The following is a 16,309-nucleotide window of genomic DNA, read 5'->3' on the forward strand; positions in this document are numbered from 1 at the left end:
AATGCAAACAATATTGATTACACTTACCATTGTAGCAGCCCTTGTCTTGATTTTGCTGGTTAGTCTTCTTCCCAGAGAAAACCAGCAATTTTACAGAGACACCAATACATCAATCGGCAAGTCAGGCTACTGGGAAACCCACCTCGCAAAGAAAATCCTCGTTCTTTTGGCAAGCGTTGCCTTGATTATTCTCATGATTTTTTTTATGATTCAATCCCTCTAGCATCTGTTTAGGAAGTTACTCAGACGACTGCTAAATAAGAAAGACCCTCTATTGCAGACAATAGAGGGAATTTTTATAAGCAAATTTTGGATGTAAAGGTTTTAATTTCTGAAAGCACCTTGATATTTTTCTGAAAAGGAGTAAACTGGATATACAAGTGATGGAGGTTTGGTATGAAATTATATGTTCAGTTGATGATTATTTTCATGATTTCCCTCGTTGGAGAAGGAATTTCAAGTGTTTTCCACCTGCCCGTTCCGGGCAGTATCATTGGTTTAGTCTTGCTGTTTTTAGCTCTGCAGTTTAAGCTCCTGCGTTTGCGTCATATCAGTATGGTTGGCAATTTTCTCTTGGCAAATATGACCATCCTTTTTCTGCCTCCTGCAGTTGGTATCATGGATAAATTTCAGGTCATTGCACCTTATCTGCTGCCGATTATTTTGATTGTTTTAGGAGCGATTGTGCTCAATGTCTGCGTGATTGCAGTTGTGGTGCAGCTGATTAAGACTCGTTTTGAAGGAGATTATGAGGAAGGAGACGCCAGTAATGTCTGATTTATGGAGCAACCCTCTCTTTGGCCTTGCCTTGTCTATCTTGGCCTATCTGTTCGGCCTATTGATTTTTCGGAGATTTCCTCATCCCTTGACAACACCTTTGTTGATTGCAGCAGTTTTGGTTATTGCTTTTTTGAAACTATCTGGTATTTCCTACAAGGATTACTATGTCGGCGGCTCCTATTTAAACAATCTTATTGTGCCATCTACAGTTGCTTTGGGGATTCCGCTTTACAAGACTTTTCATTTGATGAAGCACCATGCGCGCAGTATTTTGATTGGGACCTTTGCGGCAGTTGTAGTCAATACCAGCTTCACTGCTCTGCTGGCTAAGTTTTTCGGCATGGATTTCTTTCTGGCTGTTTCTCTTTTTCCGAAATCTGTCACAACGGCCATGGCTGTCGGTATCACAGACAAGCTGCAAGGGATTGCTACAGTGACATTAGTGGTGGTGGTTGCGACGGGCATTCTGACCAGTGTCTTAGGACCAACGCTTCTTAAGCTCTTAAAAATAACGGATCCAGTAGCTATCGGTCTAGCTCTAGGGGGAACAGGCCATGCGGTAGGAACGGGAACTGCCTTTAAATACGGTCAGGTCGCAGGAGCTATGGCAGGACTTGCGATTGGCGTGACCGGCCTCATGTATGTTCTGGTCAGCCCCATCGTGGCAGCAATTATTCTGAAGTAAAAATAAACAAGGTTGAAACGTTTTGTTTCAACCTTGTTTTGCTTATTGAAGATTTAGTTTGTTTTTTACAATGGTATAGATTGTAAAATAGAAACCGAAAATTTTGACCAGTTCAAAGACGATTCGGATAATAATGAAACCATCTAGCATCTGTTCAAAGTCCGAAGAGGAGTAACTATAATCATATAAACTAAGTAGTCCATATGAATCAAAAGAACTAGGTAAGAAGAGTGACAAGACTGCCAGAACAGTCCAAATTAAAAATCCGAAGAGCACAGCCATCATAATCCGATTCTTCTTGAAAAGCTGTCCGACTGAGATTGCTAGGTAAAAGAAGAGGATACCAGAAAGGATTTGAAGGAGATTAAGGAAGCCGTATTTGACAATCCATAGCCACAAATCTGGTATTTCACCAATAAATTTAAAAATCTCATCGAATGAATAGCCTACAAGGGGAAGAGCAATGCCAAAGATGACTAAACCACTAATAAACATGGTCAGCATACACAAGAGGGTCCAAACAAATGCGGAAAGAAGCTTGGACAGAAGAATCTGATGCGGGGTGACCGGCAAGGTCCAAGTCAGGTAGCCTTCTCTCCCAAAGACATTTTTATAAAATCGACGGATAATAATGATGGTATTGGATAGAAAGACTGCGCAAGATGCAGAAAACAGCAAGAGAAATAGTAGATAGAAAGTGATAATAACACCACTAATAGACAATGGATGTTCACTATAGCGATTCATCGCCTCAGGTCTTAGGATGCTGCCAGCTATGATTCCCATAAAGACTGATAGAGTGAGAAGAATGGCAAAGGTGATACAATACCATTTGTAATTAGACTTAAAGTCGTATTTAAACAGTTTTCCAAACATATAATGAAGCCCTCCTAATAAAAGCGAAACTGGCTGCGGAAGAGATTATCAATGGATTGATTGTACTGTTGACGCAGCTGATTAGCATTTTCATGCAAAAAGATCTGACCTTGGTTAATCAGGATTACTTCATCCAAGATTGGCTCGATATCTGCGATCAAGTGGGTGGAAATGATGACAGAAGACTGAGGTGTGCGGTTTTGAATGATGGTCTGCAGGATATAGTCGCGAGCAGCCGGATCAACACCACCGATAGGCTCGTCTAGGATATACAGTTCCGCATGGCGGCTCATGACCAGAATGAGCTGCATTTTTTCTTTATTTCCTTTTGAAAGGCTTCCGATGCGTGCTTGAGGATCGATATGAAGATCCTTTAGAAGCTGCATAGCTTTCGCGCTGTCAAAATTATCATAAAAATCTTGGAAATATTTTACAGCTTCGATTACTTTGGAGCTGTCGCTCAGATAAGTCGTATCTGGCAGATAGGAAACGATTCTTTTGGTATCAGGAGAAGGTTTGACGCCTTTGAGATAGATATGGCCAGAGGTGGGCTGCAAGAGACCATTGATAAGCTTGATAATAGTTGTCTTGCCGCTGCCATTAGGACCTAGAAGTCCGATGATTCTGCCGGGCTGTATGTTTAAGCTCACATCATACAGGGCGGGTGCGTCGCCATAATTTTTATGGACATGGTCAAGATAGACCAGAGGATACTGATTCATACATGTCTCCTTTATTTTCTTCAATTTACAATTATTATACCTTTTCCTTAGGAAAATGGCAAAGAAAGCCGGAAAGGGTGAATGGAATCTTTCTGTTCAGTCAAACTCCTATTTCCCTCATTCAGTGAATTGCGGTATAATAGTTATAAGAAGAAGCAAAGCATGTTCAAGGAGAAAAATGTGGTGATACAACTTGATACCAAAACTGTTTACAGTTTTATGGATAGCTTGATCCCGATAAAGAAATATGTGCAGAAAGCCAAGGAGTTAGGATACAGCCATCTGGGCATGATGGATGTGGACAATCTCTATGGAGCCTATCATTTCTTAGAGGAAGCCGAATCTGCGGGACTGCAGCCACTTTTAGGCTTGGAGCTGAGTCTGATCAAGGCAGAGCAGGAGCTTCATCTCCGTCTGCTGGCCTTAGACAGTCAGGGCTATCGCAATCTGATGAAAGTCTCGACTCTCAAGATGATGGGACAAAAAAATTGGGAGGATTTCCAGCATCTCTTTAAGGGCTTGGCTGTGATTGTTCCTGCTTTTGACGGAGTAGCAGATCTGGATTTGGGGTTGGATTTTTACATTGGAGTTTTTCCAGCAACGCCCCAGCAGGAGTTTGGTCGACCAACCCTGCCCCTGCATACCGTCCGATATTTTGATAGGGGGGATTTGGAAACCTTGCAGATGCTCCGGGCTATTCGAGAAAATGCCAGCCTGCGGGAGATTGGCAGCCTCCCTAATCATGAGTTTTTGCTGGCACCAGATGCTCTGGCAGGAGCTTTTAAGGAAACTTTCCCAGAGAGTCTGGCTAATCTTGAGAAGCTAGTCCGTGATGTTCATTACGATATCAATAGGGAGCTGAAACTGCCCCGCTTTAATCGGGAGCGGCCAGCCGTGGAAGAGTTGCGGGAGCGCTCCAAAGCTGGCTTAAAAAAACGCGGTTTAACAGGTAAACTTTATCAGGAACGGCTGGATCAGGAGCTGGATGTCATTCATCAGATGGGCTTTGATGATTATTTCCTCATTGTCTGGGATTTGTTGCGCTTTGGTCGCAGTCAGGGTTATTATATGGGCATGGGCCGAGGATCTGCTGTTGGCAGTCTGGTGGCCTATGCTTTGGAGATTACTGGGATTGACCCAGTCAAGAATAACCTGCTTTTTGAGCGCTTTCTAAATCTAGAGCGCTATACCATGCCCGATATTGATATCGATATACCGGATGTTTACCGGCCGGAGTTTATCCGCTATGTTCGCGACCGTTATGGCAGCATGCATGCGGCTCAGATTGTGACCTACTCGACCTTCGGAGCTAAGCAGGCCATTCGCGATGTTTTCAAGCGCTTCGGTCTGCCAGAGTATGAGCTGACCAATATCACAAAGAAAATCCGTTTTGGAGATAGTCTGACCTCTGCTTATGAGAAAAACATGGCCTTCCGTCAGATTATCAATAGTAAGCTGGAATATCAAAAAGCCTTTGATATTGCTAAAAAAATCGAAGGTCATCCCCGTCAGACTTCTATCCATGCAGCTGGCGTTGTGATGAGCGACAGTGACCTGACTGATCAGATACCGCTCAAATACGGCGAGGACATGTATATTACCCAATATGATGCCCACGGTGTGGAGAGCAATGGACTGCTCAAGATGGATTTTCTGGGCTTGCGCAATCTGACCTTTATCCAGCGGATGAAAGAAGCAACCCTGAAAAAATATGAGGTAGATATTGAAATTGCAGAGATTGACTTGGAGGATGCAGACACTCTGAAACTCTTTGCGGCTGGCCAGACCAAGGGGATTTTCCAGTTTGAGCAGCCGGGCGCTATCAGTCTGCTCAAGCGGGTTCAGCCAGTTTGCTTTGAGGAAGTAGTAGCCACAACCTCTCTCAATCGTCCTGGAGCCAGTGATTACATCGACAATTTTGTCAAGAGAAAGCATGGGTTGGAGCAGGTGGAGTTAATTGATGAAAGTTTGGCTGATATTCTAGCTCCGACTTACGGTATCATGCTCTACCAAGAGCAAGTCATGCAGGTGGCCCAGCGCTTTGGTGGCTTTAGTCTGGGGAAAGCCGATATTTTACGAAGAGCAATGGGCAAGAAAAGCGCTGCTGAAATGCACCGCATGCAGGAGGACTTTGTCGCAGGTGCTCTCAAACTTGGTCACTCGGAAACCAAAGCCAAGGAAGTCTTTGCTATTATGGAGAAGTTTGCTGGCTATGGCTTTAACCGCAGCCACGCCTATGCCTACTCAGCTCTGGCTTTTCAGTTGGCTTACTTCAAGGCTCACTATCCAGATGTTTTCTTTGATATCATGCTCAATTATTCTAGCAGTGACTATATCAACGATGCCCTGAGTTTTGACTTTGAAACAGCACCCCTCAGCATCAATAATATTCCCTACCATGATAAGTTTCAGGATAAAAAGATTTTTTTGGGTCTGAAAAATATCAAAGGCCTGCCTAGGGATTTGGCTTACTGGATTATCGAAGAGCGACAAAATGCTGCCTTTACTGGGGTGGAAGACTTTATTCTGCGCCTGCCTAAGAATTACCATAAGATTCCGCTGCTGACTCCTCTGATCCAGCTGGGGCTCTTTGACAGTTTTGAGAAAAATCGCCAAAAAATTCTAGCCAATCTGCCTAATTTATTTGTATTTGCGGATGAGTTGGGCAGTCTCTTTGCGGATACGACCTATTCTTGGACAGAGGCTCAGGATTTTAGCGATGCTGAAAAGTTTGAGCTGGAACAGAGCATTATCGGTGTGGGGCTTAGCGATCACCCCTTGGTTAAACTGGCCAAAGAAGCGGACCAGCCCTTTAGCTGGATTAGTGATTTGACGGAAAATAGCAGAGCTAGGATTCTGGCTGAAGTCCAGTCTATTAAGACTATCCGGACCAAAAAGGGCGAGAATATGGCTTTCTTGCAGGTTTCAGATACGAAGAAAAAACTGGATGTTACCCTTTTTCCTGATACCTATCGTCAGTTGGCCAAACGTATTAAGGAGAAGGGGATTTACTACTTGACCGGCAAGGTGCAGGAGCGGGATGGTCGTTTACAGTTGGTCTTGTCAGATATAGAAGAAGCCACTACAGAACGCTTCTGGATAAAGCTTGCGGGCCATGAACATGATCGGGAAATATCTCAGATTTTGCAGAAATACCCCGGTAATATTCCGGTTGTCCTGCGCTATGAAGATGAGAAGCGAACCATATCTGCACCTCATTTCCGAGTGGAGAAATCGGAGCAGCTGCAAGAGGAATTGAAGAATTATACTATGAAAACGATTTTTCGTTAAAAAATATGGAAAATAAGAGAATTTTCATGATGATTGTGGTATAATCTATAAGAATGTTAAAAAGAAAAAGGAGCAAAAAGCGAAATGAAACGTATTGCTGTTTTGACTAGTGGTGGTGATGCCCCTGGTATGAATGCTGCCATCCGTGCGGTTGTTCGTAAAGCAATTTCCGAAGGAATGGAAGTTTACGGTATTTATGATGGTTACGCTGGAATGGTAGCTGGCGAGATTTACCCACTTGATGCGACATCAGTTGGTGACATTATTTCTCGCGGTGGAACTTTCCTTCACTCTGCTCGTTACCCTGAGTTTGCCCAAGTTGAAGGGCAGCTGAAAGGGATTGAGCAGCTTAAAAAACATGGAATCGAAGGTGTCGTTGTTATCGGTGGTGATGGATCTTACCACGGTGCTATGCGCTTGACAGAGCATGGCTTTCCAGCTGTCGGTGTTCCAGGAACCATTGACAATGATATCGTCGGAACAGACTTCACTATCGGTTTTGATACTGCTGTTACTACAGCTATGGATGCGATTGACAAGATTCGGGATACCTCATCCAGTCACCGCCGTACTTTCGTTATCGAAGTAATGGGTCGTAATGCTGGTGATATTGCTCTTTGGGCAGGTATTGCATCTGGTGCGGATGAAATCATCGTTCCTGAAGAAGGTTTTAAGATCGAAGAAGTTGTTGAAAGCATTAAGAATGGCTATGCCAAGGGTAAGAAACACAACATCATCGTCTTGGCTGAGGGTGTCATGTCAGCGGATGAATTCGCTGAGAAGCTGAAAGAAGCTGGAGATATGAGCGATTTGCGTGTCACAGAGCTCGGACATATCCAGCGTGGAGGCTCACCGACTGCGCGTGACCGTGTTCTTGCATCTCGTATGGGAGCACATGCTGTTAAACTGCTTAAAGAAGGTATCGGCGGAGTTGCTGTTGGAATCCGCAATGAGCAGATGGTTGAAAGCCCAATTCTGGGAACTGCTGAAGAAGGAGCACTCTTTAGCTTGACTGCTGAAGGCAAAATTGTCGTTAACAATCCGCACAAGGCTGATCTGGACTTGGCTGATTTGAACCGCAGCATCAATATTTAATTATTATTTGTTATTCAGGCCAAGAGGCCAAATAGAAGAAGGAGTTTCATACAATCATGAATAAACGTGTAAAAATCGTTGCAACATTAGGTCCTGCGGTAGAAATCCGCGGTGGAAAAAAATTCGGTGATGACGGATATTGGGGAGAAAAGCTGGATGTTGAAGCATCAGCTCAAAACATTGCTAAGCTGATTGAAGCTGGCGCAAACACATTCCGTTTCAACTTCTCACACGGTGACCATGCTGAGCAAGGAGAGCGCATGGCAACTGTTAAGCGTGCAGAAGAAATTGCTGGTCAAAAAGTTGGTTTCCTTCTTGATACAAAAGGACCAGAAATTCGTACAGAATTGTTCGAAGGCGATGCAAAAGAGTATTCATACAAAACTGGTGAAAAAATCCGTGTTGCTACTAAGCAAGGTATCAAATCTACTCGTGAAGTCATTGCTTTGAACGTTGCTGGCGGATTGGACATCTACGATGATGTTGAAGTTGGCCGTCAAGTATTGGTTGACGATGGTAAACTTGGTCTTCGTGTTATCGCAAAAGACGCTGCTACTCGTGAATTTGAAGTAGAAGTTGAAAATGACGGCATCATTGCTAAGCAAAAAGGTGTGAACATCCCTAACACTAAGATTCCTTTCCCAGCACTTGCTGAGCGTGACAATGACGATATCCGCTTTGGTCTTGAGCAAGGAATCAACTTCATCGCGATTTCATTTGTACGTACTGCAAAAGACGTTAACGAAGTTCGTGCAATCTGTGAAGAAACTGGTAATGGCCATGTTCAATTGTTCGCGAAAATCGAAAACCAACAAGGTATCGATAACTTGGACGAGATCATTGAAGCTGCTGACGGTATCATGATTGCCCGTGGTGACATGGGTATCGAAGTGCCATTCGAAATGGTTCCAGTTTACCAAAAAATGATCATCACTAAGGTAAATGCAGCTGGTAAAGTGGTTATCACAGCAACTAACATGCTTGAAACCATGACAGAAAAACCACGTGCAACTCGTTCAGAAGTATCAGACGTATTTAACGCTGTTATCGACGGAACTGATGCAACTATGCTTTCAGGCGAGTCTGCAAATGGTAAATACCCACTTGAGTCAGTAACAACAATGGCGACTATCGATAAGAATGCTCAAACCCTTCTTAACGAATATGGCCGTTTGACAACTGACAACTTTGAGCGCAACTCTAAGACTGAAGTTATGGCTTCAGCAGTTAAAGATGCTACAAATTCAATGGATATCAAGTTGGTAGTTACCCTTACTAAGACTGGTCACACAGCTCGCTTGATTTCTAAATACCGTCCAAACGCTGATATCTTAGCTATCACTTTTGACGAATTGACTCAACGTGGTCTTATGCTGAACTGGGGTGTTATTCCAGTGACTACTGAAACTCCATCTAATACAGATGATATGTTTGAAATCGCTGAAAAGATTGCGGTTGAGCAAGGATTGGTTGAATCTGGCGATGATATCGTTATTGTTGCTGGTGTGCCGCTTGGTGAAGCAGTTCGTACCAACACAATGCGCATCCGTACAGTACGTTAATTTAAGACAACAAAAAAGAACCGTTGATTGGAAAATCACCGGTTTTTTTCTTGTCTATGTGATACCACTTATCTTACTTGAGAGAAGAACAAGTTTGAGAATTGATTTTTGAAATAAAATTGTACCTTTGTCTATTTTGTCTAAAAATGATATAATGGTATAAAAGAGATGGGGGAGACGAATGTTAAAGAGAGATTTATTAAGAAATATTATTATTTTTTCAGTACTAGCAGCTATCATTATAGGGCTGAGAGTTTTTATTTATACGCCTTATCGGGTGACTGAGCAAGACAGCAATGCTTACTTGGCAAAGAATGACTTGGTCTTGGCGACGAGAAAGCAAGACATCAAGCGTGGGGATTTTGTCCTCTATGAAGTGGACGGCAAAGACTATGTCGGCCGGGTCATTGCCCAGGAAAAGGATCAGGTAACCTATATGGATGATCTTCTTTACCTGAACGGCCAGGTCATGTCGGAAGAATACATTGAGAAAATGCGAGAGAAGTATCTGGCTTCAGCAGGAAGTTCGGGATATTATACTCATGATTTCTCTATTATGGATTTAAAAGACTCAAAATCTGATAAAATTACTAAAGATTCTTATTTGATTCTTAATGATCGACGGGAAAATACGAAGGACAGCCGAGAATTTGGGCTCATCAAAGCCAGTCAAATCAAGGGAGTGGTGGAGTTCCGACTTTCACCGCTTAATGAATTTGGTTTTATTAAGAATAAGTAAATTAAAGTCTATTTTCAACCAAGGCAGGGCAACCTTGGTTTTTTTCTTTGAAAATCAACTTTAAAGTTACAAGTAAACATAAAGATACTTGTTCTGATGTGGTATACTAATATCAAAAGACTGTTAAAGGAGACTGCTCTTGAAGTCAAGAAAGAAAAAAATATTATTTTTGACTATACTTGCACTGAGTTTTCTGACTGCATGTAGCGGCATAGTAAATAGAGATGGTGAAAAAATATGGATGTCAGATACAGAAATGACGGAGCTTCATAAGAAAGAGCAAAAGCTTGCACTTTATATCATTAATCATTATGAAGATGTTCAAAAAATTGAATTTGATGAATTTTCCAAGGGAAAGTTCTGGGAAGCAGGTTCTGTTAGTGTGATTGTAAATGACACCAGCTATATACCACACATTTCTTTGGACACAAAAGATGAGAACTATAATATAAATGATAGCTCTCACACTGATTCGACAGAATTGACTTTTCGTCTGAAAAAGAAAGAGAAGGTCACAAATTTTAAAGATACGGGTGAGACGGATGTTATTTACTCTGGAGAAAATGCTTGGCTGACGACTGAGGAAAAAGTAAAGGTGCGCAACCAGGAAGAGGGACTGGCTTTATTTTTACTGAATCACTATGAAAATGTTGAAAAAATTGAATTTACAAAGATTTCAAGAAAGCCTTTTGGACAGGCAAGATATGCTGCTTTACTTGTTAATGATAAGATAAAGATTTATACCGACCTAGATGATAGCTATGACAACTATCATTTGTCTGACAATCCTGAAAAAAACGGCCTGAAAGCTAAAGAGAAACCAACAAATTTGCAAAGTCTAGATAGTATTACTGTTATTTATTATACAGGGAAATGAAGGATGTGTTGCAATGAAAAAGCCAGACTGACTTAATCATCAGACTGGTTTTTTCGTGTCTCTTGGTGAAAGATATTTTGCCATACTTCGTGGCGGCGCCAGAGGCTGGTATGGATAACACCGTCCATTTCATAGCGGATGAGCTTGGTTTTCTGGCTGACAGAGAGCAGTTCAAAGTTTTTGATAGGTGTTTTTGAGGCTCTTTCTGCCTGAAACTCAGCCTTGTTCAGCTGTCGGCCATCTTGGGAAATATAGAGAAATTCAGCAGACAGAAGCGTATCCAGTTGGCTGCCTTGCTCTACTAACTGCTCACGCATGAGCAGGTTTGGGTAAAGAGTGTCCAGCGTCTCATCTTCGGGAATGGGAGCGGGCTCAATATGAATATCAATGTCAAAGACCCCAAAGCGCTCCATAAGTATATCTTCGACTTGGTCCGCAATCTCATGGCTTTCAAAAACAGATAAATCAGGATTCATTTCAAGAATAATATCCAGATAGATATTACTACCATAGGTCCGGCCACGCTGCGACTTGACCTGAGTGATTTTAGGAATTTCCAGTATAGCTTGCTTATAGTCCTGCAGCAAGCTTTCATCAAATCCGTCGGACAGGCTGAAGGAAGATTCCATAAAGATATCATAGGCAGTCTTGAGAATGAAGAAGGTAATGATAATGGCTGCTAGCTTATCAACGATTGGGAAATTGAAGGCACTGGCAATGATAGCAACTGAAGTGCCAATAGAAGTGACAGCGTCTGATAGGTTATCCTTGGCTGCGGCATCCAGAGCCTTGGAGTGAGCTTTTTTAGCTAGCGTTTTATTGTAAAAATAAACACCCAACATAATGATTGACGAGATAATCCCGACCACGGCACCAACAGGGTCAAGCTTGGTTTCTTGATTGGAGATGATCTTCTGAATGGTCTCAATCAAGACATCAAATCCAACGAAAAACATGATGAAAGATGTGATGAGACTGGCCAGATCTTCTATCTTCCAGTGGCCAAAGCGATGGTCACGGTCGGCTGGTTTTCTAGCCATACGCAGGCCAATTAAAACGGCGATATTAGCCACGATATCAGAGACGTTGTTGAAGCCATCGGCCGTCAGACTGGAGGACTGGAGGGTCGAGCCTGCGATAATCTTGAACGCGGAGAGAATCAGATAGGTAGCGATGGAAAGGATGGCTCCTCTCTCCGCTAGCTTCAGATTGTTACTAGGATTTTTCATGACAGCCTTTCTTTTTATGCGGGGCAGTAGAATGGAAAAGAGACTTGCGAAAAAGTCATCTCTGAACAGTTGCTCTAAGTCTCATATGGGCATATTATAGCAAAAATAGGCCTGATTTTCAATTTGCGTCGGGCTTAGGGTGCCTTAGATGACTTTGTCGAAAATCTAATCTAAAATCAGGAATTCCTCTTCTTTCTGGTTTAGCTTCATCAGGATTTTTGTTATAATAGTAGCATTGACTTTGAAAGAGGAAGAAAAATGCATCCTTTATTAAACGGTATGAATGACCGTCAGGCTGAGGCGGTTCAAACAACAGAAGGGCCTTTGCTGATTATGGCGGGAGCTGGATCGGGTAAGACCCGTGTCCTGACCCACCGCATTGCCTATTTGATTGATGAAAAAATGGTCAATCCTTGGAATATCCTTGCCATTACCTTTACCAATAAGGCGGCGCGGGAGATGAGAGAAAGGGCTGAAAAACTTAAAACGGAAGCTCAAGATTGCTTAATCGCTACCTTCCACTCCATGTGTGTGCGTATTCTGAGACGAGAAGCAGATCATATTGGCTACAACCGCAACTTTACGATCGTTGATCCTGGCGAACAGCGGACTCTGATGAAGCGAATTCTCAAAAATCTCAATCTGGACCCTAAAAAGTGGAATGAGCGTGCCATTCTGGGAACTATTTCCAATGCTAAGAACGACCTGATTGATGAGGTAGCCTATGCAAATCTAGCTGGTGATATGTATACAGAGATTGTAGCTAAGTGCTACACGGCCTATCAAAAGGAATTGCGCCAGTCTGAGGCTATGGACTTTGACGACTTAATCATGCTGACCCTGCGACTCTTTGATCAAAATCCTGACGTTTTGACCTACTACCAGCAACGCTACCAGTACATCCATGTGGACGAGTATCAGGATACCAATCATGCTCAGTATCAGCTGGTCAAGCTCTTGGCTTCCCGCTTTAAGAATATTTGCGTAGTCGGAGATGCTGACCAGTCTATCTATGGCTGGCGGGGAGCCGATATGCAGAATATCCTGGACTTTGAAAAGGATTATCCAGAAGCTAAGGTAGTTCTGCTAGAGGAAAACTATCGTTCCACCAAGACCATTCTTCAGGCAGCTAATGAAGTCATCCGAAACAACCGCAACCGCCGTCCTAAAAATCTCTGGACTCAAAACGAAGACGGTGAGGAAATTGTCTACTATCGGGCTAATGACGAGCAGGATGAAGCTCTTTTTGTCGCCCGAACTATTGATCAGCTGAGCCGAGAAGGATACAGTCATAAGGATTTTGCAGTTCTTTACCGGACTAATGCCCAGTCACGGACAGTGGAGGAAGCCCTGCTAAAGTCCAATATTCCCTATACTATGGTCGGTGGCACCAAGTTCTACAGCCGCAAGGAAATCCGCGATGTTATTTCTTATCTCAATCTCATCGCCAATCCTAGCGATAATATCAGCTATGAGCGCGTGGTCAATGAGCCTAAGCGTGGTGTCGGACCAGGAACGGTGGAGAAAATTCGGGATTTTGCGTCCAGTCAGGAAATCTCCTTGCTAGATGCGTCGGCCAATATCCTGCTGTCTCCAGTCAAGGGCAAGGCGGCTCAGGCGGTCTATGATTTTGCTAATATGCTTCTGGATTTGAGGGAGCGCTTGGACGACTTTACAGTGACGGAGTTGGTAGAAGCCGTACTGGAAAAGACAGGTTATGCTGCGGCCTTAGCTGCGCAGGCAACCTTGGAGAGCCAAGCTCGGATTGAAAATATTGAAGAATTCCTGTCTGTAACCAAGAATTTTGACGAAAGTCCAGACAATCCTACTGATGAGTCTGGTCTTGATAAGCTCAGCCGTTTTCTCAATGACTTAGCCTTGATTGCAGACACAGATGATGGGGATACGGAGAGTTCCGAAGTGACTCTAATGACCCTCCACGCAGCCAAGGGATTGGAATTTCCGGTCGTCTTTCTGATTGGTATGGAGGAAAATGTCTTCCCTCTAAGTCGGGCATCTGAAGATGAGGATGAGTTGGAAGAGGAGCGGCGCCTGGCCTACGTCGGCATCACCCGAGCAGAGAAGATTCTCTATCTGACCAATGCCAATTCCCGTATGCTTTATGGTAAAACTAATTTCAATCATCCTACTCGCTTTTTGAGAGAAATCAGCTCAGACCTGCTAGACTATCAGGGACTTGCTCGACCAGCAAACAGCTCCTTTAAGGTCAGTTATACCAATAGCGATACTACCAAATTCGGTCAGGGCATGAGTCTGGCCCAGGCTCTACAAGAGCGGAAGCGTCAGGCGGCACCAAGTTCCATTTCTACAGGCAGTCTGCCTTTTGGAAAGAGCGGTCAGAACCAGCCATCTAAGCCGGAAGTTGCTTGGGCAATCGGAGATATTGCTCACCATAAGAAATGGGGAGATGGAACAGTTTTGGCAGTCTCTGGCAGTGGCAACAGTCAAGAGCTCAAGATTAATTTCCCAGAAGTCGGTCTGAAGAAAGTGCTGGCCAGCATAGCACCGATTGAGAAAAAATCATGATGAGGCGGTCGATTGAAGCCTGGATCTATCATCCAGAGGAACGAGAAATCCTGCTCTTGAAAGTGGAAGCTGAGAAAGTTTCCTTTTGGCAGCCCATTACTGGTGGGATTGAGAGTGGCGAGAGCCCAGAAGAGGCCTGCCTTCGTGAAATAAAAGAGGAGACCGGCATGCTCTTAGCTTGTTCAAGTCTGACGACTCTTGGAGATTTCACAGTAAAGATTGATGAAAATCTGACCATCCACAAAAATCTCTTTCTAGTTCTGACAGAACAGAAGGAAATCCAGATTTCTGATGAGCATGTGGGGGCTCAGTGGGTAGCTTTAGACAAAGTTTCGTCGCAGCTTTATTGGCCCAGCAATCAAGCGACTTTTGAGATGATATCTGAGAAGCTATAAGATATAGCTTCTCTTTATTTCTTTTGATAAGGAAATTCTATTAGTCAAGCGGGGCGTTTAATGGTAGACTTATCACATAACTATAGTGAGGTGACCTTATGACACGTGAATTTAAATTTGAAACTCTGCAGCTTCATGCCGGACAAACAGTGGACCCGACAACCAAATCACGGGCTCTGCCTATTTACCAGACAACTTCCTATGTGTTTGACGATACTCAGGAGGGAGAAGATCTTTTTGCCCTACGCAAACCGGGCAATATCTACACTCGGATTACCAATCCGACCCTGTCTGCTTTTGAGGAGCGGATTGCGGCTTTGGAGGGCGGAGTTGGAGCACTAGCGACAGCTTCTGGTATGGCGGCTCTGACCTATACCATTTTATCCTTGGCGCATGCTGGCGACCATGTAGTAGCAGCCTCTACCATCTACGGTGGCACCTTTAATCTGCTCAAGGAAACCCTGCCTCGCTATGGCATTACCACGACTTTTGTTGATATTGAAAATCTGGCTGAAGTAGAAGCAGCCATTCAGGACAATACCAAGCTGGTTTTGATTGAAAGCTTGGGCAATCCTTTGATAAATATTCCTGACTTTGATGCTTTGGCCGAGCTTGTTCATGCCCATAAAATTCCGCTGATTTCCGACAATACCTTTGCTACACCTTATCTGATCAATGTCTTTTCTCATGGAGTGGACATTGCGGTACATTCTGCGACCAAGTTTATAGGTGGTCACGGAACTAGCATCGGCGGTGTGATTGTGGATAGTGGTCGTTTCGACTGGGAAGCTTCTGGTAAGTTTCCCCAGTTTGTAGACCCAGACCCGAGCTATCATGATATCAGTTATACGCGCGATGTAGGAGCAGCAGCCTTTGTTACTGCTGTCCGGACCCAGCTCTTGCGCGATACGGGCGCAGCAATGTCCCCCTTCAATGCCTTTCTCTTCTTGCAGGGGTTGGAAACTCTCTCTTTGCGCGTAGAGCGCCATGTGTCCAATGCCGAGAAGATTGTAGATTTCCTAGCAGGGCATCCTAAGGTTGAGCAGGTCAATTATCCCAAGCTTGCTGACAGTCCTTATCATGCTCTGGCAGAAAAATATTTTCCTAAAGGTGTGGGCTCCATCTTTACCTTTAATGTCAAAGGTGGGGAGAAAGAAGCTCGTAAGGTTATTGACAGCTTAGAGATTTTCTCTGACTTGGCCAATGTAGCAGATGCTAAGTCCCTGGTCGTCCATCCAGCTACGACGACTCATGGTCAGATGTCGCCAGAGGCTCAGCTAGCAGCAGGCATTACACCAAATCAAATCCGTCTCTCTATCGGTCTGGAAAATGTGGAAGACTTGATAGAGGATTTGAGAATCGCCTTGGAATCTATCTAATTTTCAAGTCCTCTAGACAGAGCAAATAAGATTAAAACTAGGTTGCAAATAAGCTGCACCCCAAAAGCTAGATTTTTTTGTGTCTAACTTTTGGGGTGCAGTGCATTTCGCCTAGTTTTTTGTTATAATAGG

Annotated in this window: 14 protein-coding genes; 11 read left to right on the forward strand and 3 right to left on the reverse strand. The window is 43.6% G+C overall.

All coding sequences use genetic code 11. The annotated features are described in order from the left end of the window. The first annotated feature begins 1 nt into the window (after position 1). The 3 genes from asp5 to J1C77_RS04355 all read left to right on the forward strand — a co-directional run bounded on the left by asp5 (position 2) and on the right by J1C77_RS04355 (position 1,465). Entirely contained in the window at positions 2-223 is a 222-nt protein-coding gene (gene asp5, locus J1C77_RS04345; protein WP_002921688.1) for an accessory Sec system protein Asp5, read from the forward strand. 173 nt (positions 224-396) lie between these two features. Beyond that, positions 397-777 (forward strand): CidA/LrgA family protein, encoded by a 381-nt coding sequence (locus J1C77_RS04350; RefSeq protein WP_002900667.1) that lies wholly within the window; start codon positions 397-399, stop codon positions 775-777. Then, the gene (locus tag J1C77_RS04355; protein ID WP_002900665.1) at positions 770-1,465 is read left to right on the forward strand and encodes an LrgB family protein; all 696 of its coding nucleotides are present in this window, start codon (positions 770-772) and stop codon (positions 1,463-1,465) included. The genes J1C77_RS04350 and J1C77_RS04355 overlap by 8 nt, the downstream gene beginning before the upstream one ends. A 42-nt stretch (positions 1,466-1,507) precedes the next feature. Here J1C77_RS04355 and J1C77_RS04360 read toward each other — a convergent pair whose 3' ends face one another. Next, a complete protein-coding gene (locus tag J1C77_RS04360; RefSeq protein WP_002900664.1) occupies positions 1,508-2,341 on the reverse strand; it encodes a hypothetical protein in 834 nt (277 codons plus the stop codon). Between the two features lie 14 nt (positions 2,342-2,355). Next, the gene (locus J1C77_RS04365) at positions 2,356-3,063 is read right to left on the reverse strand and encodes an ABC transporter ATP-binding protein (RefSeq protein ID WP_002900663.1); all 708 of its coding nucleotides are present in this window, start codon (positions 3,061-3,063) and stop codon (positions 2,356-2,358) included. A 180-nt stretch (positions 3,064-3,243) separates the two neighbouring features. On the opposite strand from J1C77_RS04365, the gene J1C77_RS04370 reads away from it, so the two are divergent. The 5 genes from J1C77_RS04370 to J1C77_RS04390 all read left to right on the forward strand — a co-directional run bounded on the left by J1C77_RS04370 (position 3,244) and on the right by J1C77_RS04390 (position 10,627). Further along, positions 3,244-6,354 carry a DNA polymerase III subunit alpha gene (locus tag J1C77_RS04370; RefSeq protein WP_042763208.1) on the forward strand — a complete coding sequence of 1,037 codons (3,111 nt, stop codon included), beginning with the start codon at positions 3,244-3,246 and terminating at the stop codon, positions 6,352-6,354. 84 nt (positions 6,355-6,438) lie between these two features. Continuing rightward, entirely contained in the window at positions 6,439-7,449 is a 1,011-nt protein-coding gene (pfkA, locus tag J1C77_RS04375; RefSeq protein WP_002895919.1) for a 6-phosphofructokinase, read from the forward strand. A 56-nt stretch (positions 7,450-7,505) separates the two neighbouring features. Next, a complete protein-coding gene (pyk, locus tag J1C77_RS04380) occupies positions 7,506-9,011 on the forward strand; it encodes a pyruvate kinase (protein ID WP_002921681.1) in 1,506 nt (501 codons plus the stop codon). Between the two features lie 181 nt (positions 9,012-9,192). Further along, on the forward strand, positions 9,193-9,750 hold the full coding sequence (gene lepB / locus J1C77_RS04385; protein ID WP_002921679.1) for a signal peptidase I: 558 nt from the start codon (positions 9,193-9,195) through the stop codon (positions 9,748-9,750). A gap of 139 nt (positions 9,751-9,889) precedes the next feature. Then, entirely contained in the window at positions 9,890-10,627 is a 738-nt protein-coding gene (locus tag J1C77_RS04390) for a hypothetical protein (protein ID WP_002921678.1), read from the forward strand. A 32-nt stretch (positions 10,628-10,659) separates the two neighbouring features. On the opposite strand, the gene J1C77_RS04395 is transcribed toward J1C77_RS04390, so the two are convergent. Beyond that, on the reverse strand, positions 10,660-11,856 hold the full coding sequence (locus J1C77_RS04395) for a cation diffusion facilitator family transporter (RefSeq protein ID WP_002921676.1): 1,197 nt from the start codon (positions 11,854-11,856) through the stop codon (positions 10,660-10,662). Between the two features lie 258 nt (positions 11,857-12,114). On the opposite strand from J1C77_RS04395, the gene pcrA reads away from it, so the two are divergent. The 3 genes from pcrA (at position 12,115) to J1C77_RS04410 (ending at position 16,177) form a co-directional block, all read left to right on the forward strand. Then, complete coding sequence (gene pcrA, locus J1C77_RS04400; RefSeq protein ID WP_002921673.1) at positions 12,115-14,403, forward strand: DNA helicase PcrA; 2,289 nt, start codon at positions 12,115-12,117, stop codon at positions 14,401-14,403. Further along, on the forward strand, positions 14,400-14,798 hold the full coding sequence (locus J1C77_RS04405; RefSeq protein WP_002921672.1) for an NUDIX hydrolase: 399 nt from the start codon (positions 14,400-14,402) through the stop codon (positions 14,796-14,798). Before pcrA ends, J1C77_RS04405 begins: the two co-directional genes overlap by 4 nt. A gap of 98 nt (positions 14,799-14,896) precedes the next feature. Then, positions 14,897-16,177 (forward strand): O-acetylhomoserine aminocarboxypropyltransferase/cysteine synthase family protein, encoded by a 1,281-nt coding sequence (locus tag J1C77_RS04410; RefSeq protein ID WP_002921671.1) that lies wholly within the window; start codon positions 14,897-14,899, stop codon positions 16,175-16,177. Positions 16,178-16,309: the final 132 nt, after the last annotated feature.

It is taken from the genome of Streptococcus sanguinis (assembly GCF_050223295.1).
In the GTDB taxonomy this organism is placed as follows: domain Bacteria; phylum Bacillota; class Bacilli; order Lactobacillales; family Streptococcaceae; genus Streptococcus; species Streptococcus sanguinis_X.

Coding starts and splice junctions, on each gene's coding strand:
- asp5 (WP_002921688.1), top strand. CDS start 2: ATGCAAACAATATTGATTACACTTACCATTGTAGCAGCCCTTGTCTTG.
- J1C77_RS04350 (WP_002900667.1), top strand. CDS start 397: ATGAAATTATATGTTCAGTTGATGATTATTTTCATGATTTCCCTCGTT.
- J1C77_RS04355 (WP_002900665.1), top strand. CDS start 770: ATGTCTGATTTATGGAGCAACCCTCTCTTTGGCCTTGCCTTGTCTATC.
- J1C77_RS04360 (WP_002900664.1), bottom strand. CDS start 2,341: ATGTTTGGAAAACTGTTTAAATACGACTTTAAGTCTAATTACAAATGG.
- J1C77_RS04365 (WP_002900663.1), bottom strand. CDS start 3,063: ATGAATCAGTATCCTCTGGTCTATCTTGACCATGTCCATAAAAATTAT.
- pfkA (WP_002895919.1), top strand. CDS start 6,439: ATGAAACGTATTGCTGTTTTGACTAGTGGTGGTGATGCCCCTGGTATG.
- pyk (WP_002921681.1), top strand. CDS start 7,506: ATGAATAAACGTGTAAAAATCGTTGCAACATTAGGTCCTGCGGTAGAA.
- lepB (WP_002921679.1), top strand. CDS start 9,193: ATGTTAAAGAGAGATTTATTAAGAAATATTATTATTTTTTCAGTACTA.
- J1C77_RS04395 (WP_002921676.1), bottom strand. CDS start 11,856: ATGAAAAATCCTAGTAACAATCTGAAGCTAGCGGAGAGAGGAGCCATC.
- pcrA (WP_002921673.1), top strand. CDS start 12,115: ATGCATCCTTTATTAAACGGTATGAATGACCGTCAGGCTGAGGCGGTT.
- J1C77_RS04405 (WP_002921672.1), top strand. CDS start 14,400: ATGATGAGGCGGTCGATTGAAGCCTGGATCTATCATCCAGAGGAACGA.
- J1C77_RS04410 (WP_002921671.1), top strand. CDS start 14,897: ATGACACGTGAATTTAAATTTGAAACTCTGCAGCTTCATGCCGGACAA.